The 16,319-nt window shown below is 66.8% G+C and carries 17 protein-coding genes; 13 read left to right on the forward strand and 4 right to left on the reverse strand.

The features are described 5' to 3' along the window. Positions 1-57: 57 nt before the first annotated feature. A complete protein-coding gene (gene glpK, locus E3O39_RS01955) occupies positions 58-1,572 on the reverse strand; it encodes a glycerol kinase GlpK (RefSeq protein WP_134446540.1) in 1,515 nt (504 codons plus the stop codon). Positions 1,573-1,687: 115 nt separating this feature from the next. After that, positions 1,688-2,404 carry an MIP/aquaporin family protein gene (locus tag E3O39_RS01960; protein WP_241975266.1) on the reverse strand — a complete coding sequence of 239 codons (717 nt, stop codon included), beginning with the start codon at positions 2,402-2,404 and terminating at the stop codon, positions 1,688-1,690. A 267-nt stretch (positions 2,405-2,671) separates the two neighbouring features. Between E3O39_RS01960 and dhaK the strand changes: the two genes are divergently transcribed. From dhaK to E3O39_RS02000, 8 genes are all read left to right on the forward strand, one after another. Further along, the gene (dhaK, locus tag E3O39_RS01965) at positions 2,672-3,673 is read left to right on the forward strand and encodes a dihydroxyacetone kinase subunit DhaK (RefSeq protein ID WP_134446542.1); all 1,002 of its coding nucleotides are present in this window, start codon (positions 2,672-2,674) and stop codon (positions 3,671-3,673) included. Between the two features lie 11 nt (positions 3,674-3,684). Further along, on the forward strand, positions 3,685-4,332 hold the full coding sequence (gene dhaL, locus E3O39_RS01970) for a dihydroxyacetone kinase subunit DhaL (RefSeq protein ID WP_134446543.1): 648 nt from the start codon (positions 3,685-3,687) through the stop codon (positions 4,330-4,332). Then, positions 4,325-5,065: a dihydroxyacetone kinase phosphoryl donor subunit DhaM gene (gene dhaM, locus E3O39_RS01975; protein WP_134446544.1), complete on the forward strand. Its 741-nt coding sequence runs from the start codon at positions 4,325-4,327 to the stop codon at positions 5,063-5,065. Before dhaL ends, dhaM begins: the two co-directional genes overlap by 8 nt. 86 nt (positions 5,066-5,151) lie before the next feature. After that, positions 5,152-5,355 carry a hypothetical protein gene (locus E3O39_RS01980; protein WP_134446545.1) on the forward strand — a complete coding sequence of 68 codons (204 nt, stop codon included), beginning with the start codon at positions 5,152-5,154 and terminating at the stop codon, positions 5,353-5,355. A gap of 132 nt (positions 5,356-5,487) precedes the next feature. Next, positions 5,488-6,648: a hypothetical protein gene (locus tag E3O39_RS01985; RefSeq protein WP_134446546.1), complete on the forward strand. Its 1,161-nt coding sequence runs from the start codon at positions 5,488-5,490 to the stop codon at positions 6,646-6,648. Positions 6,649-6,694: 46 nt separating this feature from the next. After that, positions 6,695-7,936: a toxic anion resistance protein gene (locus E3O39_RS01990; RefSeq protein WP_134446547.1), complete on the forward strand. Its 1,242-nt coding sequence runs from the start codon at positions 6,695-6,697 to the stop codon at positions 7,934-7,936. Between the two features lie 2 nt (positions 7,937-7,938). Next, positions 7,939-9,540, forward strand: coding sequence for a VWA domain-containing protein (locus E3O39_RS01995; protein WP_134446548.1), 1,602 nt, complete (start codon positions 7,939-7,941; stop codon positions 9,538-9,540). Further along, positions 9,527-10,165, forward strand: coding sequence for a hypothetical protein (locus E3O39_RS02000; protein ID WP_134446549.1), 639 nt, complete (start codon positions 9,527-9,529; stop codon positions 10,163-10,165). Before E3O39_RS01995 ends, E3O39_RS02000 begins: the two co-directional genes overlap by 14 nt. Before the next feature lies 1 nt (position 10,166). Here E3O39_RS02000 and E3O39_RS02005 read toward each other — a convergent pair whose 3' ends face one another. After that, positions 10,167-10,796 (reverse strand): dihydrofolate reductase family protein, encoded by a 630-nt coding sequence (locus E3O39_RS02005; RefSeq protein ID WP_134446550.1) that lies wholly within the window; start codon positions 10,794-10,796, stop codon positions 10,167-10,169. A 134-nt stretch (positions 10,797-10,930) separates the two neighbouring features. Between E3O39_RS02005 and E3O39_RS02010 the strand changes: the two genes are divergently transcribed. The 4 genes from E3O39_RS02010 to E3O39_RS02025 all read left to right on the forward strand — a co-directional run bounded on the left by E3O39_RS02010 (position 10,931) and on the right by E3O39_RS02025 (position 13,028). Beyond that, the gene (locus E3O39_RS02010) at positions 10,931-11,551 is read left to right on the forward strand and encodes a helix-turn-helix domain-containing protein (protein ID WP_134446551.1); all 621 of its coding nucleotides are present in this window, start codon (positions 10,931-10,933) and stop codon (positions 11,549-11,551) included. A gap of 1 nt (position 11,552) precedes the next feature. Then, on the forward strand, positions 11,553-12,239 hold the full coding sequence (locus E3O39_RS02015; RefSeq protein WP_134446552.1) for an SRPBCC domain-containing protein: 687 nt from the start codon (positions 11,553-11,555) through the stop codon (positions 12,237-12,239). 73 nt (positions 12,240-12,312) lie between these two features. Next, positions 12,313-12,663: a hypothetical protein gene (locus E3O39_RS02020; protein WP_198413353.1), complete on the forward strand. Its 351-nt coding sequence runs from the start codon at positions 12,313-12,315 to the stop codon at positions 12,661-12,663. A gap of 11 nt (positions 12,664-12,674) precedes the next feature. After that, positions 12,675-13,028, forward strand: a complete 354-nt coding sequence (locus E3O39_RS02025) for a VOC family protein (RefSeq protein ID WP_134446553.1) — start codon at positions 12,675-12,677, stop codon at positions 13,026-13,028. A gap of 178 nt (positions 13,029-13,206) precedes the next feature. On the opposite strand, the gene E3O39_RS02030 is transcribed toward E3O39_RS02025, so the two are convergent. Next, positions 13,207-15,573, reverse strand: coding sequence for an excinuclease ABC subunit UvrA (locus E3O39_RS02030; RefSeq protein ID WP_134446554.1), 2,367 nt, complete (start codon positions 15,571-15,573; stop codon positions 13,207-13,209). Positions 15,574-15,724: 151 nt separating this feature from the next. Here E3O39_RS02030 and E3O39_RS02035 point away from each other — a divergent pair, with 151 nt between their 5' ends. Next, complete coding sequence (locus E3O39_RS02035; RefSeq protein WP_166787271.1) at positions 15,725-16,318, forward strand: HdeD family acid-resistance protein; 594 nt, start codon at positions 15,725-15,727, stop codon at positions 16,316-16,318. Position 16,319: the final 1 nt, after the last annotated feature.

A 16,319-nucleotide genomic window follows, 5' to 3' on the forward strand; every position in this document is an offset into this window, starting at 1 on the left:
TGTGGAACCCGGAATCTCCGTCGAATCGGTTGGTTGTGCGGCAGCGAGTTGTGCGGCTTAGAGCACGTCCTCGTCGACCCAGCCGAAGGTCTTCGTGACGGCCTTCTTCCAGTTGCGCAGCTGCCGGTCGCGCTCGGCGACCGTCATCTGCGGCGTCCAGCGGCTGTCCTCCTGCCAGTTGGCGCGGAGCTCGTCGAGGTCGCTCCAGAAGCCGACCGCGAGGCCGGCCGCGTATGCGGCACCGAGCGCCGTGGTCTCCGCGACGACGGGCCGGACGACGGGCACGCCGAGGATGTCGGCCTGGAACTGCATGAGCGTGTTGTTGGCGATCATGCCGCCGTCGACCTTGATCTCGGTGAGCGGGACCCCGGAGTCGGCGTTGACGGCGTCGATCACCTCCCGGGTCTGGAACGCGGTCGCCTCGAGGGCCGCCCTTGCGATGTGACCCTTGTTCACGAACCGGGTCAGCCCGACGAGGGCGCCCCGGGCGTCCGAACGCCAGTACGGCGCGAACAGCCCGGAGAACGCCGGCACGAAGTAGGCGCCGCCGTTGTCGTCGACGGACTTCGCGAGCGTCTCGACCTCTTCGGAGGAACTGATCATGCCGAGGTTGTCGCGCAGCCACTGCACGAGCGCGCCGGTGACGGCGATCGAGCCCTCGAGCGCGTAGTGCGGTTCGGCGTCGCCGAGCTTGTAGCCCAGGGTCGTGAGCAGCCCGTTCTTCGAGTGCACGATCTCGGTGCCGGTGTTGAAGATCAGGAAGTTACCGGTGCCGTAGGTGTTCTTGGCCTCGCCCTGGTCGAACGCGGCCTGGCCGAACGTCGCGGCCTGCTGGTCGCCGAGGATGCCCGCGATCGGCACCTCGCGAAGCAGGCTGTGTTCGTTGACCGTTCCGTAGACTTCGGAGGAGGACCGGATCTCGGGCAGCATCGACCGGGGCACGTCGAAGGCGGCGAGGATGTCGTCGTCCCACTGCAGGGTCTCGAGGTCCATGAACAGCGTGCGGCTCGCGTTGGTGACGTCGGTCGCGTGCACGCCGCCCTCGAGGCCGCCGGTGAGGTTCCAGAGCACCCACGAGTCCGTCGTGCCGAACATCAGCTCGCCGGCATCCGCCTTGGCCCTGGCGCCTTCGACGTTCTCGAGGATCCAGACGATCTTTGTGCCCGAGAAGTACGTGGCGAGCGGCAGGCCGACCTGCTTCTTGAAGCGCTCCACGCCCCCGTCGGCGGCGAGGCGGTCGACGATGGGCTGGGTGCGGGTGTCCTGCCACACGATCGCGTTGTAGACGGGGAGCCCGGTGGTGCGGTCCCAGACCACGGCGGTCTCGCGCTGGTTGGTGATGCCGACGGCGGCGATGTCGTGCCGGGTCAGGTTCGCCTTGGACAGCGCCTGCCCGATGACCTCACGGGTGTTGTTCCAGATCTCCATCGGGTCGTGCTCGACCCAGCCGGCCTGGGGGAAGATCTGCTCGTGCTCGAGTTGTCCGGTCGAGACGATCGAACCGGCCTTGTCGAAGATGATCGCCCGCGAACTCGTGGTGCCCTGGTCGATGGCGATGACGTATTGGGCCATGGAATACCTCCTTGTATTGTTCTGACACGTTGTGCTGAGACGTACTGACTACTGATGGACATGCAGAAGCCGACCGGTCGGTCCTGGTTGGGGAACCGGCCGGTCGGCAGGCGCACTAGGTGAGAATGGGCAGGAGAGCGTACGAGGCCCATCCGGCGAGGACGCCGCCGATGACGGGGCCGACGACCGGCACCCAGGAGTACGCCCAGTCGGACGAGCCCTTGCCCTTGATCGGCAGGATGAAGTGCGCGATGCGCGGTCCGAGGTCACGGGCCGGGTTGATCGCATACCCGGTCGGGCCACCGAGCGAGGTGCCGATCACGATGACGAGCAGGGCCACCGGCAGGGCGCCCAGGGCCGCGAGGCCGCCGGACGTGCCCTGGCGACCGCCGCCGAAGGCGATCACGACGAACACCAGCACGAAGGTGCCGATGATCTCGGTGACGAGGTTCCAGCCGTAGGAGCGGATGGCCGGACCGGTCGAGAAGACGCCGAGCTTGTTCGCCGGGTTCGGTTCCTGGTCGAAGTGCTGCTTGTAGGCGAGCCAGCAGAACACGGCCCCGATGATGGCGCCGAGGAACTGAGCCGCGATGTAGACGAGCACCGACAGGAAGTTCACCGGGACCCCGGAGCCGAACTCGGTCGCGCCCGATGCGACGAGGCCGAGGGTGACGGCGGGGTTCAGGTGCGCACCTGAGTTGTACGCCACGATGACGCCGGAGAAGACGGCGAAACCCCACCCGATGGTGACCATCAGGAAGCCGCCGCCGAGACCTTTGTTCTTGGCCAGGGCGACGTTGGCTACGACACCGGTACCGAGGAGGACGAGCATCGCGGTGCCCACGACCTCCGACAAAAATACGACTCCAATATTGTCCACGTTGACCTTCCTAGGTAGGGCTCGAGCGCTGAACAGTCTGGTCGCGGTGAGCGACTGGCAACACCATAGCGCGCTGGTATCCCGAGCGAAATGGGCAGGTCGAGGCGTGGTTCGTCCCTTACTTCCCCGGCTACCTGCGCGTAGGTTAAGGACAGCTCCGTATCGAATCGCACGATGCGACGCCGACCGATCGTCACCATCCGACCCGAAGGAAGAGTCATGAAAAAGCTCGTCAATGATCCCAAGAACGTTGTCGATGAGGCCGTGGCCGGCTTTGCAGCCGCGCACGGCGACATCGTGCGCGTATCCAGCGACCCTACTTTCATCGTCCGCGCCGATGCCCCGGTGTCGGGCAAGGTCGGCCTGGTCAGCGGAGGCGGAAGCGGCCATGAGCCGTTGCACGGCGGATTCGTCGGCGTCGGCATGCTCGACGCCGCCGTGCCAGGCGCGGTCTTCACCTCGCCGACCCCCGATCCCATCCTCGCGGCGACGCAGGCGGTCAACGGCGGCGCAGGGGTGCTGCACATCGTGAAGAACTACACCGGCGACGTCCTCAATTTCGAGACGGCTGCCGACCTGGCCCTCGCGGATGGGATCGAGGTCCGCACGGTCATCGTCAATGACGACGTCGCCGTGAAGGATTCGCTGTACACCGCCGGACGTCGCGGAGTCGCCGGAACGGTCCTCGTCGAGAAGATCGCCGGAGCTGCGGCCGAACGCGGCGACGACCTCGCCTCCGTTGCCGCCGTCGCGGAGAAGGTGATCGGGCAGGTGCGCACGATGGGTGTGGCGCTGACGCCGTGTGTCGTCCCGCACGCGGGAGAACCGAGCTTCACCCTCGCAGAGGACGAGATCGAAATCGGCATCGGCATCCACGGCGAGCCGGGCCGGGAGCGGATCAAGCTCGAACCCGCAGACGCCATCGTCGACCGTCTCCTCGGACCGATTCTGGAGGACATTCCGTTCGTGAGCGGGGATTCGGTGCTCCTCCTCGTCAACGGCATGGGCGGCACTCCCCAGATCGAGCTCTATATCGTCTTCCGGAGGGCCGCCGAGGTCCTTGCTGCCAAGGGGATCACTGTCACGCGGACGTTGGTCGGGAATTTCACCACCTCCCTCGAAATGCAGGGCATGTCCATCACGGTTCTCAAGCTCGATGACGAGCTCACCGCGCTCTGGGATGCGCCGGTGCAGACTGCGGCGCTACGGTGGGGACGGTAGAAGGAGATTCCATGAATCTGAGTGTCACCTGGGCTGAAGCCTGGATCCGGCAGTGTGTGGACGTTATCGCTGACCATCGTGTGGAGCTGATCACCCTCGACAGGGACATCGGCGACGGCGACCACGGCGAGAACATGGACCGTGGTTTCCAGGCGGTGCTGGGGAAACTCGACACCCTCCCGGCAGACGCCGTTCCCGGCGACGTCCTCAAACTCGTCGCGACGACACTCATTTCCACGGTGGGCGGTGCCGCGGGGCCGCTCTACGGAACGGCTTTCCTGAAGGCGGCCGTCGCCGTGGCGGGGAAGCCGGACCTGGACGGTGCCGCGGTCGTCGCACTGCTGACGGCGGCACGCGACGGAATCGTGCTCAGGGGCAAGGCGGAGAGCGGCGACAAGACCATGGTCGACGCCTGGACGCCCGCTGTGAACGCTGCAGCGGCCGCGGAACGCGCCGGAGCGACGCCCGTCGCCATCCTCGTCGAGGCCGCGGATGCTGCGGAGGCCGGCGCGGTTGCGACGGAGCCGCTCATCGCGCACAAGGGACGCGCGAGTTACCTCGGCGAACGCGCCATCGGGCATCGCGATCCGGGTGCCCAGTCCAGTGCCCTGCTTCTGCGTGCTGCCGCCGACACCGCCGAGCAGGTTGCGGATGAGTGATTCAGAACCCGCCGTCCCCGCCGTACTCGTCGGCCTTGTCTTCGTGTCGCACAGCTCGCTGATCGCGAGGGGCCTCGTCGATCTCGCCCGCCAGATGGCTCCGACCGTGCGGATGCTGCCGGCGGGCGGCACCGACGACGACCGGATCGGAACGAGCTTCGCCAAGGTGGCGGCGGGCATCGAGGCCGCAGAAGCAGGCAGGGGAGTCGTCGTGCTTTGCGACCTCGGCTCCGCAATCCTGACGGCGGAATCAGCGCTCGATTTCCTCGATGACGACACTCGATCCCGGGTCGTCATCGTCGACGCACCCCTTGTCGAGGGCGCCGTCGCCGCCGCCGTCGCCGCACAGATCGGTGGCGACCTGCCTGCCGTGGAGTCTGCGGCCCGGTCGGCTGGGGCAGCGTACTCGGGTGCGCCCTCGGCCCAGGCGCCGGTCCCGGCCGCAGATGCCGGGTCCGGTCAGTCGGGGGCCGACACGACGGTGATGAGGACGGTGACCCTGATCAACGCTGACGGCCTGCACGCCCGGCCCGCCGCGGAGTTCGTGACCCTCGCCGCGACGCTCGGCGTTCCGGTCACGGTCAATGGCCGCGATGCCGCGAGCCTGCTGGCCATCATGGGCCTCGGGTTGACCCGGGGCGCACGGGTTGAACTCTCGGCAAGCGGTGCCGGCGCGGCCGCGGCGGTCGACGCCCTTGCCACACTCCTCGAATCGGGGTTCGGCGAGGCCTGAGAGTCCCGGGGGAGCCAGCGGCACGGCGGAAGATCGCGCCGGGAAATTTCGGCTCATACCGACCCGATTGGTTCTATGCTGGCCGCATGATCCAGGACACCACAGTGCCGTGCCCCGTGTGCGGCCATGCCATGAGTGAACACACGATCGTGCACGGCGTGCACGACACGATCCTGAACTGTCCGGTGCCCCATCCGGGCGCCTGGGACAGGGACGCATTCGAACCGGTGAACGAGTTCGGCATGGTCACCCACCAGCACCCTGCGGAGGACCCTCCCGTTCACGGCTGAATTCTCCTGCTCCGCACCTGCAACGGCTGGTCAGCGTACGAGTTCACCAAGAATTTCCCCGGATGCCCTATTGTCTGCAGTGCAGATCTCCTGCACAACGTCGTCCCACCTAATCCAGACGGTATCCATCGAATGAGCGCCACAGCCAAGCGTGTGATCGGGCTCGTCCTCGCGGGCGTGCTCGTCGTCGGCGTGGTCATCGTCGTGGTCGGCGGTCGCCTGTTCGGAACAACGACCGGGACGGCTCCGGTGACCACGAACCTCGCTGTCGTCCACGGGGTCATCGGCTCGGAGAAGAAACCGTTCTTCGACGACCCGGCCGTCCGGGCTGTCTTCGCCGAGAAGGGTCTCGACGTCGAGGTCGTGACGGCGGGATCACGCCAGATCGCCACATCCGTCGACCTCACCGGCGTCGATTTCGTGTTCCCTTCCTCCGCGCCCGCCGCCGAGAAGATCCGGCGCGAAGCCGGGGCGCGCAGCGTGTTCTCCCCGTTCTACTCGCCGCTCGCGATCGCGACCTTCACGCCGATCGTGGCCCTCCTGCAGTCCGCGGGGATCGCGAACCAGGACGCCGCGGGCACCTGGCACCTGAACGTCGCGGAATACCTCAAGGCCGTCGCCGCGGGAACCCGCTGGAATCAGCTCCCCGGTGCGGCGGCGAGCTACAACAGCTCCCGTTCGATCCTGATCTCCAGCACGGACATCCGCCAGTCGAACTCAGCGGCCATGTACCTTGCGATCGCGTCCTACGTCGCCAACGGGAACAGCGTCATCAGCTCCGCCGACGCGGAGGCCGCCGTCATCGACCCGATGGCCGCGCTCTTCCTCGAGCAGGGCTTTTCGGCCTCCTCCTCCGAGGCACCATTCGAGGACTACCTCTCCCAGGGAATCGGCTCGAAACCGCTCGTGATGGTCTACGAGGCACAGTTCCTCGGCCGGCAGATGAGCGTCACCGGCCGCAGCGCCATCACCCCTGACATGGTCCTGATGTATCCGGACCCGACCGTGCTCTCCAAACACACGGTGGTCCCGCTGTCCGAGCAGGGAACCCAGGTCGGCGAACTCCTCCAGTCCGACCCCCGCCTCGCCCGGCTCGCGGCGCAGTACGGGTTCCGGCCCGCCGACCCGGCCGTGTTCACGGCAGCCCTCGCCGGCAACGGCCTCGCGGCGCCCGCAAGCCCCGTCAACGTCATCGAACCGCCGAGCTACGAGACGCTCGAGGCGATGATCACGACCATCAGCGGGCGGTACGACACCCCTCTTGCCTCACCAGACGCCAACGTCGACAAATGACCAGACGAACACCCGCCGAACGATCACCCGGAGACCAAGGAGCACCATGGCAGACTCATCCCTCGATCTGAGCACTCCCACACCGGGCGAGAGGCCGGCCGCCGCTGCGACGACAGCACCGCGCGTCGACACCGGACTTGTGCTCGTGCCGCCGAACGCTGTCCCGGACATCGGTGGCACCCAGGCCAGCGCGATGATGCCGATCGACGACGCCCGCACTGAGGAACTCGCCGGACGCGCCAGGGCCTTCGTCGCCGACCTCATCGACCGCGATCCCTCGGCCCCGGAATTCCAGAAGAAGATCTCGGACGTGGCCCAGATGGGCCGGGACGAGATCCGGGCCGCGTCCGAGGTCAGCAACCGGATGCTCCAGCGCCCGGTCGCAGCGCTTGCCGCCGCGCGCGGAAAAGGCGACGAGGCCGACGCGCAACGGCGCGTCGCCAGCACACTCGTCGAACTGCGCGGAACGATCGAAGACCTTGACCCGTCCAGGGCCGACGGCGGGGTCGCCCAGTTCCTCCTGAACCTGATCCCGTTCCGGGACAAGCTCCGCAGCTATTTCGCCCGGTACGCCTCCGCACAGAGCCAGCTCAACAAGATCATCCACTCGCTTCAGAACGGCCAGGACGCCCTTCTCAAGGACAATGCGGCGGTCGAGGGGGAAAAGGTGCGGCTCTGGGAGACGATGAATCGCCTGCAGGAGTACGCCCTCCTCACGAGCGCCCTCGACACCCAACTGGTGGAACAGATCGACACGGTCAGGACGACCGACCCGGCCAGGGCCGACGCGCTCACGAGCGATCTCCTCTTCACGATCCGACAGAAGCACCAGGACCTGCTCACCCAGCTCGCCGTGAGCGCCCAGGGCTACCTCGCCCTCGACGTCGTGCGGAAGAACAACGTCGAACTCATCAAGGGCGTCGAACGGGCAACGACGACGACCATATCCGCCCTGCGCACGGCCGTGATCGTGGCACAGGCACTGGCCAACCAGAAGCTCGTCCTCGACCAGATCACCGCCCTCAACACGACGACCTCGAACCTGATCGTCTCGACCTCGCAGATGCTCAAGACCCAGTCTGTCGCCATCAGCGAGCAGTCGGCATCCGCGACCATCAGCCTCGAATCGTTGGAAACGGCCTTCCAGAACATCTACGAGACCATGGACGCCCTGGACAGCTACAAGCTCAAGGCGGTCGCGACGATGGCCCAGACGGTCGACACCCTTCAGACCCGCCTGGCCGAGGCAACCGCATACCTCGAGCGAGCCCGGCCGGAAGCCCACTGAGCATGCTTCGCCTCCTGAGGAGCTTCGGCGTGGTCGCGGTCGCGGCGCTGCTGCTGGCGGGCTGCACCGTTGCGCAGCCGAACGAGCAGGACGGCCTGCCCAACGACGCCACGACTCTTCGGGTCCTTGCGGGCAGCGAGGTCAAGGATATGGCTCCGATCCTGGAGTCCGCGGCCGCAGACAAGGGAATCCGGGTGGTCTTCGACTACACCGGCACCCTCGCCGGCACGGAACTCGTCGCATCCGGTCGTGCCGCCGGTCGCTACGACGCGACGTGGTTCCCGAACAACCGCTACCTGTCGCTGCTTCCCGGGGCGGCCAAGGCCGTCTCCTCGAGCGTCAAGATCATGAGCTCCCCGGTCGTCCTCGGGCTTCGGCCCGCAGTGGCGGCGCGGCTCGGCTGGGACTCCGCCCCGCCGACCTGGGCGGACCTCGCCACCGCCGCTGCCGACGGTGAATTCACATACGGCATGACCAATCCCGCGGCCTCGAACTCCGGGTTCAGCGCCCTCGTGGCGGTCGCGACGGCACTGTCCGGAACGGGAACCGCGCTCACCGATGCGGACGTCACTGCGGTCGGTCCTGAGCTGACCCGGTTCTTCTCCGGGCAGAAACTGACCGCCGGGTCCTCCGGCTTCCTTGCTGACAAATTCGTCGCAGACCCCACCCTCGTCGACGGCGTCATCAACTACGAGTCCGTACTCCTCGGTCTCGCCGGCAAGGGTGCACCGCTCACGATCGTCCGGCCGACCGACGGAGTCGTCACGAGCGACTATCCGCTCACCCTGCTGGCCTCGGCCGACACGGGCAAGCGTCCACTCTTCGACACCCTGACGGCCTGGCTCACCACTGACGCCGTACAGAAGCGAATCGTGTCGGAGACCAACCGTCGGCCAGGCGTTCCCGGGATCGACACCGGGTCGGCCTTCCCGGCCGGCATCCTCTTCGAGACGCCGTTCCCGAACACGCTGGACGTCGCCAACACCCTGATCGCGACCTACCTCGACACGGTGCGGGCTCCCGCGCAGACGCTCTTCGTGCTCGATACCTCCGGGTCGATGGCGGGGGAGCGGCTCACCGCGCTCCAACAGGCGCTCAAGAACCTCGCCGGGGCAGATTCCTCGACGACGGGCGGTTTTGCCGCGTTCCGCAACCGTGAGCGCGTGACCCTGATCCCGTTCAGCACCGCCCCGGATACCCCGACGATCGTCGACGTGCCTGCGGCGGACAAGACCGAGGCCCTGCAACGGATTCGCGATGTCGCGGATGGACTCTCCGCAGACGGCGGCACGGCGATCTATGACTCGCTGGAACGAGCGTATGCCCTCGCGCGGCAGCAGAAGGCCGAGCGGCCGGATACCTTCGTCTCGATCGTGCTCATGACCGATGGTGAGAACACCGACGGTGCAACGGCGAAGGACTTCTCGGACTACTACGCGACCCAGGGTGCGGATACCCGGTCCATCGCGACCTACGTCGTTCTCTTCGGCAATGGCAACGTCGATGAGCTCACGAGCGTGGCGAAGCTCACGGGCGGGCAGGCCTTCGACGCGCTGAACGGCGACCTGTCGAGCGCGTTCCAGGACATTCGTGGGTACCAGTAGCGTGTCGCGGTGGCTCGCCTCCACGAAGAACATCGTGGGCTCGGTAGTCGGCATCGCGACCCTCGGCGCGCACGTCGCCGTCGGCCTCGGTCCGCTGTGGCCCGTTGTCGTCGTCGCGATGTACGCGGTCGGCGCGCTCGTCGCACCGCGCGACAGGGTGGACCTGCGGCCGGGACCACTGCATGGAGAGGGGGGAGTGGCGTCAGCCGCGGACCTTGCTGCCCAGCTGGCCGTGCTGAGGAGATCGATGACGGCGGAGAACCGCCGCCTGCCGGACGAAGCGACCTCGAGGCTCGCCCGAATCCTGGATGCCCTCGATCAGGTCATCGCCCGCTGGACGGACCTGACCGAAGCGGCCGATCAGGCTCACACGGTCGAGCAGATGATCCTCGACTACCTGCCCACGTCGATTCAGCGGTTCCTGAACCTGCCGCGGAGCTTTGCGATCGCAAGCCGGGTCGAAGGGAAGAAGACGGCTGAGGACGAACTGATCGAGCAGTTGGACATCCTCGAGACGGAGAGCGATCGCATCCGCACCGCACTCTACGCGAAAGACCTCGCGGCGCTCGAAGACCAGAGTCGTTTCCTGCGTGAGAAATTCGGCCGATCCGAACTGGACCTCTGATTCAGGCGAGCCCGGGCAGGGGGACCGGCGGCGCCGGTGCGACGGGGGCCGCTGGGCGATAGGTCGCGATGATGACACCCGTGCTCGTCGTCGTGCTGTCGACGAGGTCGAGGGATGCCGAGGGGCCACCGTCCGGGAAGAGGCGTCGACCGGTGCCGAGCACCAGGGGGTGGATCAGGAGCGTGTACTGGTCGATCAGGCCCCAGCGCATCAGTGCACGCACGAGCTCGCCGCTGCCGAGGATCACGATGTCCTTGCCGGGCTGCTGGCGCAGTTCCGCGACGGTCGTCGTCGCCTCACCGCTCAGGAGGATCGAGTTGTTCCAGGCCAGGGGGCCGGGGAGGGTCATCGACGTCACGTACTTCGGGATGTTGTTGATCACCTCGGTATACGGGTTCTCCAGGGTCATCGCCGGCCAGATCGAAGCGAAATCCGCGTACGTCTTGCGTCCGAAGAGCAGGGCGCCGGCATCGCCGATTCCCGCGGCCATGACGCTGCCCATCACCGAGTCGGCATAGGGCTGGGCCCAGCCGCCGAGGTCGAAGCCGTCCCGGCGATCCTCGTTCGCCCGGCCGGGCGCCTGCATCACGCCATCGAGGGTCACGCTGTTGGTGACCACGATTCTGCTCATCGAAATCCTTTCCTCCGTCTGCAAACTTACTGCCCGATGCCGAATCTCCTAATTCGGGGGACAACAGATGACGCCTGCTCCAGACAGCCTTTCACCTTCTTGACAAAAAATATTGTCGGTGGAAGGCTGGTTGCATGCTCGAAGTCGCCGTCATCGACACCGCCGGAGCGGCGGCAGCGTCGCTCGAGCCCACACGGAGCCGGCTGCTCGCCGAGCTCGGCGAACCGGGTTCGGCCACGACCCTGGCGGCCAGGCTCGGCCTGCCGCGCCAGAAGGTCAACTATCACTTGCGCGAACTGGAACGCCACGGTCTCATCGAACTCGTCGCCGAGCGTCGCAAGGGGAACATGACCGAGCGGGTGATGCGGGCGACGGCACAGTCATTCGTGATCTCGCCAACGGCGCTCGGGGGAGTGGCTCCCGATCCGCGGCGTGGCGTGAATGAATTCTCGGCGCGCTGGATGCTCGCGGTTGCCGCCCGGCTCGTCCAGGAGGTCGGAATCCTGCTCGACCGCGCGGGGCGCGCACACCGCCCGCTTGCCACATTCACAATCGACAGCGAGCTGCGCTTCGCTTCGGCGGCCGATCGTGCCGATTTCAGCGCGGAACTCGCTCTCACGGTCGCCACCCTCGTCACGCGCTACGACGCGCCGCAGTCCCCGGGCGGTCGCGCCCACCGGCTCGTCCTCGCGCTGCACCCGAGCATCACCCGACCTCCGGAAGAACCCGGTAACCCAGCAGGCAAGGAGAACTGACATGAGCAAGGACTTCGAGATCGTCGTCGAGGGGGAGTTCCCCGGCGATCCTGAGCAGATGTGGGACGCCATCACCCAGAACACGGCGGCGTGGCTGTTCCCGACGGACGACATGCCCGGGGTTGACCTGGTCTCGGAGCGCCCGACCCATCACGTGAATCGGATGGAGGGACCCGATGGCTGGTTCAACCAGCTCGAACAGGTCATCGAACCGCGTCCGGGTGGGCATTCGTTCCTCCGCTGGGTGCACAGCGGCGTCATCCAGGACGACTGGGACAACCAGTACGACAGCGCGAGCAAGCACACCCTGTTCTACCTGCACACCCTGTCCGAGTACCTCGAGCACTTCGCCGGCCGCAGTGCCGTCTACGCCGATGTCCAGGGACCGGAGGCCTCTGGCGGTCCCGAGGGATTCGAGACGCTCCGGAGCGCACTGGGTTTGACTCCCACGTCGGCCGTGGGGGAGACCGTCACCGTCGCCCTGCCCGGAGTCCCGGCGGGAACGGCAAGCGTCGACTGGAACGCAGAGCACTTCATCGGCCTCCGCACGGCCGACGGTCTCTACCGATTCTTCGGTCGGAACGCCTTCGGTGCTGTCGTCGGGCTGACCGTGCACCGGTTCGGCGACATCGGGAGCGCGGGACTTCCCGAGGACTGGAAGACCTGGCTCGACGCCCTGTATGGCTGACGCCGGTCGGGAAGCCACGTCCGGGGACGTCGGACCTCTGGAAACCGTGTGCCTCGCGCGCTACCGTGGCAGCATGAGCGCAATGGATCTGGCCACCCTCCGCCGCCTGGCCGCGGAGGGCAATGAAGAGGCCGCGAACCGGCTCGCCGAACTCGCGGCGACTCGCGGCGACCTGGCCGAACTGCGCGAGCTGGTGGATTCCGGCAACGAACTCGCCGGCGAGAAGCTCGCGCAGCTCGCGGGGGAGCGCGGCGACATCGACGAGTTGCGCCGTCTGGTCGGCGCGGGAAACGAACTGGCGGCAGACAAGCTGGCCCAGTTCGCCGCGGCGCGGGAGGACATCGACGAACTCAGCCGTCTCGCCGACGAGGGCAACGAGGTTGCTGCGACACTCCTGACCCAGCTCATCCGTGGAACCGGGTAGGGGAGCCGACCATGGCAGTGACGGGTATCGGCGGGCTCTTCTTCCGCAGCAATGATCCGGACACCCGGGCGGCCTGGTACCGCGAGCACCTCGGTATCGAAGCGGGCCAGGCCGGCGTCTGGCAGCAGCAGGCCGGCCCGACCGTGTTCGCGCCGTTCCCCTCCGAAAGCGACTATTTCTCAGAGAAGCACTCGTTCATGCTCAACCTCCGTGTGACGGACCTCGACGCGCTCACCGCACGGCTCACGGCGGCGGGAGTCAACGTCGAGCGTCGCCCAGAGTGGGATACGACCGACTACGGCCGCTTCGCCCGCATCCACGATCCCGAGGGGCTTCCGATCGAGCTCTGGGAGCCTCCGGCCTGAACGGGCCGGATCGCATCAGCCGACCCATTCGCCCTGCAAACTGACATAATGTGCATTATCGGTCATTACCGGATGCCTGTTATCTGAGCCGTGTCGTCGTTGTTTCGTCGTCGTCGTTGTTATGTCGGCGTAATCGCGTCGGATTCTGTCTGACGGCCACCGGAGCCGGGCGGCCCGGTCAGGCGCCGACGTACGCAGCGAGGAACTGGCCGGTGAGGGTGGACCGGGCGGCGACGAGATCGGCGGGCGTTCCTTCGAAGACGATCCGTCCGCCGTCGTGGCCCGCACCGGGGCCGAGGTCGATGATCCAGTCGGCGTGTGCCATGACCGCCTGGTGGTGTTCGACGACGATCACGGACTTGCCGGAGTCGACCAGCCTGTCGAGCAGGCCGAGAAGCTGCTCGACGTCGGCGAGGTGGAGGCCGGTGGTCGGTTCGTCCAGGACGTAGATGTCGCCTTTCTCTGCCATCTGGCTCGCGAGCTTGAGCCGCTGTCGTTCGCCCCCGGACAGGGTCGTCAGCGGCTGTCCCAGGCCGAGATAGCCGAGTCCGACATCGGCCAGCCGGACGAGGATCGCGTGAGCGGCGGGCGTGCGCGCCTCCCCCGAACCGAAGAAACTTTCGGCCTCGGTGACCGACATGGCAAGGACCTCGCTGATGTCGCGCCCGCCGAGGTGGTAGTCGAGCACGGATGCCTCGAACCGCTTGCCCTCGCAGACCTCGCAGGTCGTCGCGACGGTGGCCATCACGCCGAGGTCGGTGTAGATGACGCCTGCCCCGTTGCAATTGGCGCAGGCGCCCTCGGAGTTGGAACTGAACAGCGCAGGCTTGACCCCGTTGGCTTTGGCGAAGGCCTTGCGGATCGGCTCGAGCATTCCGGTGTACGTCGCCGGGTTGCTGCGTCGGGAACCCCGGATGCCACCCTGGTCGATCGACACCACATCCGCGCCTGCCGGGATGGAACCGTGCACGAGCGAACTCTTTCCCGACCCGGCCACCCCGGTCAGCACGACGAGCACGCCGAGCGGGATGTCGACGTCGACGCCCTGCAGGTTGTTCCTCGTTGCGCCGCGGATCTCGAGCGCCCCCCTGGGCGTGCGCACGGTGTCCTTGAGGGCGGAGCGGTCGTCGAAATGACGACCGGTCAGGGTGCCGCTGGATCGGAGTTCCTCGACGGTGCCCTCGAAGCAGACCGTGCCGCCGGCCGTTCCCGCGCCAGGGCCGAGGTCGACGACGTGGTCGGCGATCACGATCGTCTCCGGCTTGTGCTCGACGACGAGCACCGTGTTTCCCTTGTCCCGCAGCTGCAGCAGCAACGTGTTCATCCGTTCGATGTCATGGGGGTGCAGCCCGATGGTGGGTTCGTCGAAGACGTAGGTCACGTCGGTCAGCGAGGATCCCAGGTGCCGGATCATCTTGGTGCGCTGGGCTTCACCGCCGGAGAGGGTGCCGGCCGGCCGGTCAAGGGAGAGATAGCCCAGTCCGATCTCGACGAAGGAATCGAGGAGCTGGCGCAGCGCGGTTAGGAGCGGCAACACGGAGGGTTCGTCGAGAGCGCGAACCCACCCGGCCAGGTCGCTGATCTGCAGGGAGCAGGCATCCGCGATACTGATGCCTGCGACCTTCGAGGACCGCGCGGCCGCACTGAGGCGGGTCCCCCGGCACTCCGGGCAGGTCGTGAACGTGACCGCGCGGTCCACGAACACGCGGATGTGCGGCTGCATCGCCTCGCGGTCCTTGGAGAGGAAGGCCTTCTGGACCTTGGGGACCAGACCCTCGTAGGTCATGTTGATGTCCCCCACCTTCACCTTGGTCGGTTCCCGGTACAGGAAGTCCTCGAGCTCCTGCGCGCTGTAGTCGCGGATCGGCTTGTCCGCGTCGAGGAAGCCCGACCCCGTGAAGATCCGCACGCCCCAGCCGTCCGGGGTGTAGCCGGGAATCGTGAGCGCACCCTCGTTGAGCGATTTGGCGGAATCATAGAGCTGGGTGAGGTCGATGTCGTTGACCGTGCCCATGCCCTCGCACCGGGGGCACATGCCGCCGGTGATCGTGAAACTGCGTCGTTCCTTCACGGTCTTGCCCGCCCGTTCGAGCGTGACCGCTCCCGCTCCGCTGATCGAGGCGACGTTGAAGGAGTACGCCTGCGGCGAGCCGATATGCGGCTGCCCCAGCCGGCTGAAGAGGATGCGCAGCAGCGCGTTCGCGTCGGTCGCGGTTCCGACCGTTGACCGGGAATTGGCGCCCATGCGCTCCTGGTCGACGATGATCGCGGTCGTGAGCCCCTCGAGCACGTCCACGTCCGGCCGCGCGAGGGTCGGCATGAAGCCCTGCAGGAAGGCGCTGTACGTCTCGTTGATCATCCGCTGGGACTCTGCGGCGATCGTACTGAACACGAGGGAACTCTTTCCCGAACCGGACACGCCGGTGAACACCGTCAGGCGACGTTTCGGGATGTCGATGGTGACGTTCTTGAGGTTGTTCTCCCTCGCGCCCTGAACCCGAATCAGATCGTGGATGTCGGCGGCGTGCGGAGGAAGACTCATCATGGCTCCATTCAACCAGCATCGCGCAATGCACGAGCGGGGTGAACTCCCCCGGCGACCATTGCGCGTCAGGGGCCCTCCTCGCTACAGTCTGGGTGACCGAACCAGACGCCCAGGCGTCCCCAGTGGTATTTCGAGTCCGAGGAGCGCAGTCATGTCTCATCCCGTCACCGAATTCGATCTCACGGTGGACACGAGCCGCCTGAGCAAGCCCGAACTGACCACGATGCGAACCGCCATGGCCGTCGGCGGGGTCGTCGCCATCGTGCTCGGCGTGATGATCCTGGTCTGGCCGGGAGCGACGCTCACCATCGTGGCCGTCCTCTTCGGCCTCTATTTCCTGATCGGCGGAATCGTCCGGATCGTGCGCGGCATCGTCATGGCCGGCGGCGGCGCAGGCGTCCGGGTGCTGAACATCCTGCTCGGTGTGCTGCTGCTCGTCGCCGGTGTCATCGCGATCCGCAATCCGATCGGGACGATCGCCGTGCTCGGCATGGTCATCGGGATCTCGTGGCTGATCGAGGGTGTTGCGGCGCTCGTCGAAACGGCCTCGGACTCGAGCAGGTGGTTCGGCATCCTCTTCGCTGTGATCAGCATCGTGGCCGGAATCGTGGTGCTGCTCTCCCCCGTGAACTCGCTCGGCGTGCTCGTCATCGTCGGCGGGGTGTTCCTGATCGTCTCCGGCCTGGTCCAGCTGGTTGTGTCGTTCACGCTCGGACGCGGCGCGCGCACCAGCGTCACAGACTGAC

Origin of the sequence: Cryobacterium sp. MDB2-A-1, from assembly GCF_004402675.1 — a bacterium.
Lineage (GTDB): Bacteria > Actinomycetota > Actinomycetes > Actinomycetales > Microbacteriaceae > Cryobacterium > Cryobacterium glucosi.

Bases quoted from the DNA above. Each gene is read 5' to 3' on its own strand.
- E3O39_RS01995 (WP_134446548.1), top strand. From the start codon at position 7,939: ATGCTTCGCCTCCTGAGGAGCTTCGGCGTGGTCGCGGTCGCGGCGCTG.
- E3O39_RS02015 (WP_134446552.1), top strand. From the start codon at position 11,553: ATGAGCAAGGACTTCGAGATCGTCGTCGAGGGGGAGTTCCCCGGCGAT.
- E3O39_RS02005 (WP_134446550.1), bottom strand. From the start codon at position 10,796: ATGAGCAGAATCGTGGTCACCAACAGCGTGACCCTCGATGGCGTGATG.
- E3O39_RS02020 (WP_198413353.1), top strand. From the start codon at position 12,313: ATGAGCGCAATGGATCTGGCCACCCTCCGCCGCCTGGCCGCGGAGGGC.
- E3O39_RS02010 (WP_134446551.1), top strand. From the start codon at position 10,931: ATGCTCGAAGTCGCCGTCATCGACACCGCCGGAGCGGCGGCAGCGTCG.
- E3O39_RS01980 (WP_134446545.1), top strand. From the start codon at position 5,152: ATGATCCAGGACACCACAGTGCCGTGCCCCGTGTGCGGCCATGCCATG.
- glpK (WP_134446540.1), bottom strand. From the start codon at position 1,572: ATGGCCCAATACGTCATCGCCATCGACCAGGGCACCACGAGTTCGCGG.
- E3O39_RS02025 (WP_134446553.1), top strand. From the start codon at position 12,675: ATGGCAGTGACGGGTATCGGCGGGCTCTTCTTCCGCAGCAATGATCCG.
- E3O39_RS02030 (WP_134446554.1), bottom strand. From the start codon at position 15,573: ATGATGAGTCTTCCTCCGCACGCCGCCGACATCCACGATCTGATTCGG.
- E3O39_RS01985 (WP_134446546.1), top strand. From the start codon at position 5,488: ATGAGCGCCACAGCCAAGCGTGTGATCGGGCTCGTCCTCGCGGGCGTG.
- dhaK (WP_134446542.1), top strand. From the start codon at position 2,672: ATGAAAAAGCTCGTCAATGATCCCAAGAACGTTGTCGATGAGGCCGTG.
- dhaL (WP_134446543.1), top strand. From the start codon at position 3,685: ATGAATCTGAGTGTCACCTGGGCTGAAGCCTGGATCCGGCAGTGTGTG.
- dhaM (WP_134446544.1), top strand. From the start codon at position 4,325: ATGAGTGATTCAGAACCCGCCGTCCCCGCCGTACTCGTCGGCCTTGTC.
- E3O39_RS01960 (WP_241975266.1), bottom strand. From the start codon at position 2,404: ATGCTCGTCCTCCTCGGTACCGGTGTCGTAGCCAACGTCGCCCTGGCC.
- E3O39_RS02035 (WP_166787271.1), top strand. From the start codon at position 15,725: ATGTCTCATCCCGTCACCGAATTCGATCTCACGGTGGACACGAGCCGC.
- E3O39_RS01990 (WP_134446547.1), top strand. From the start codon at position 6,695: ATGGCAGACTCATCCCTCGATCTGAGCACTCCCACACCGGGCGAGAGG.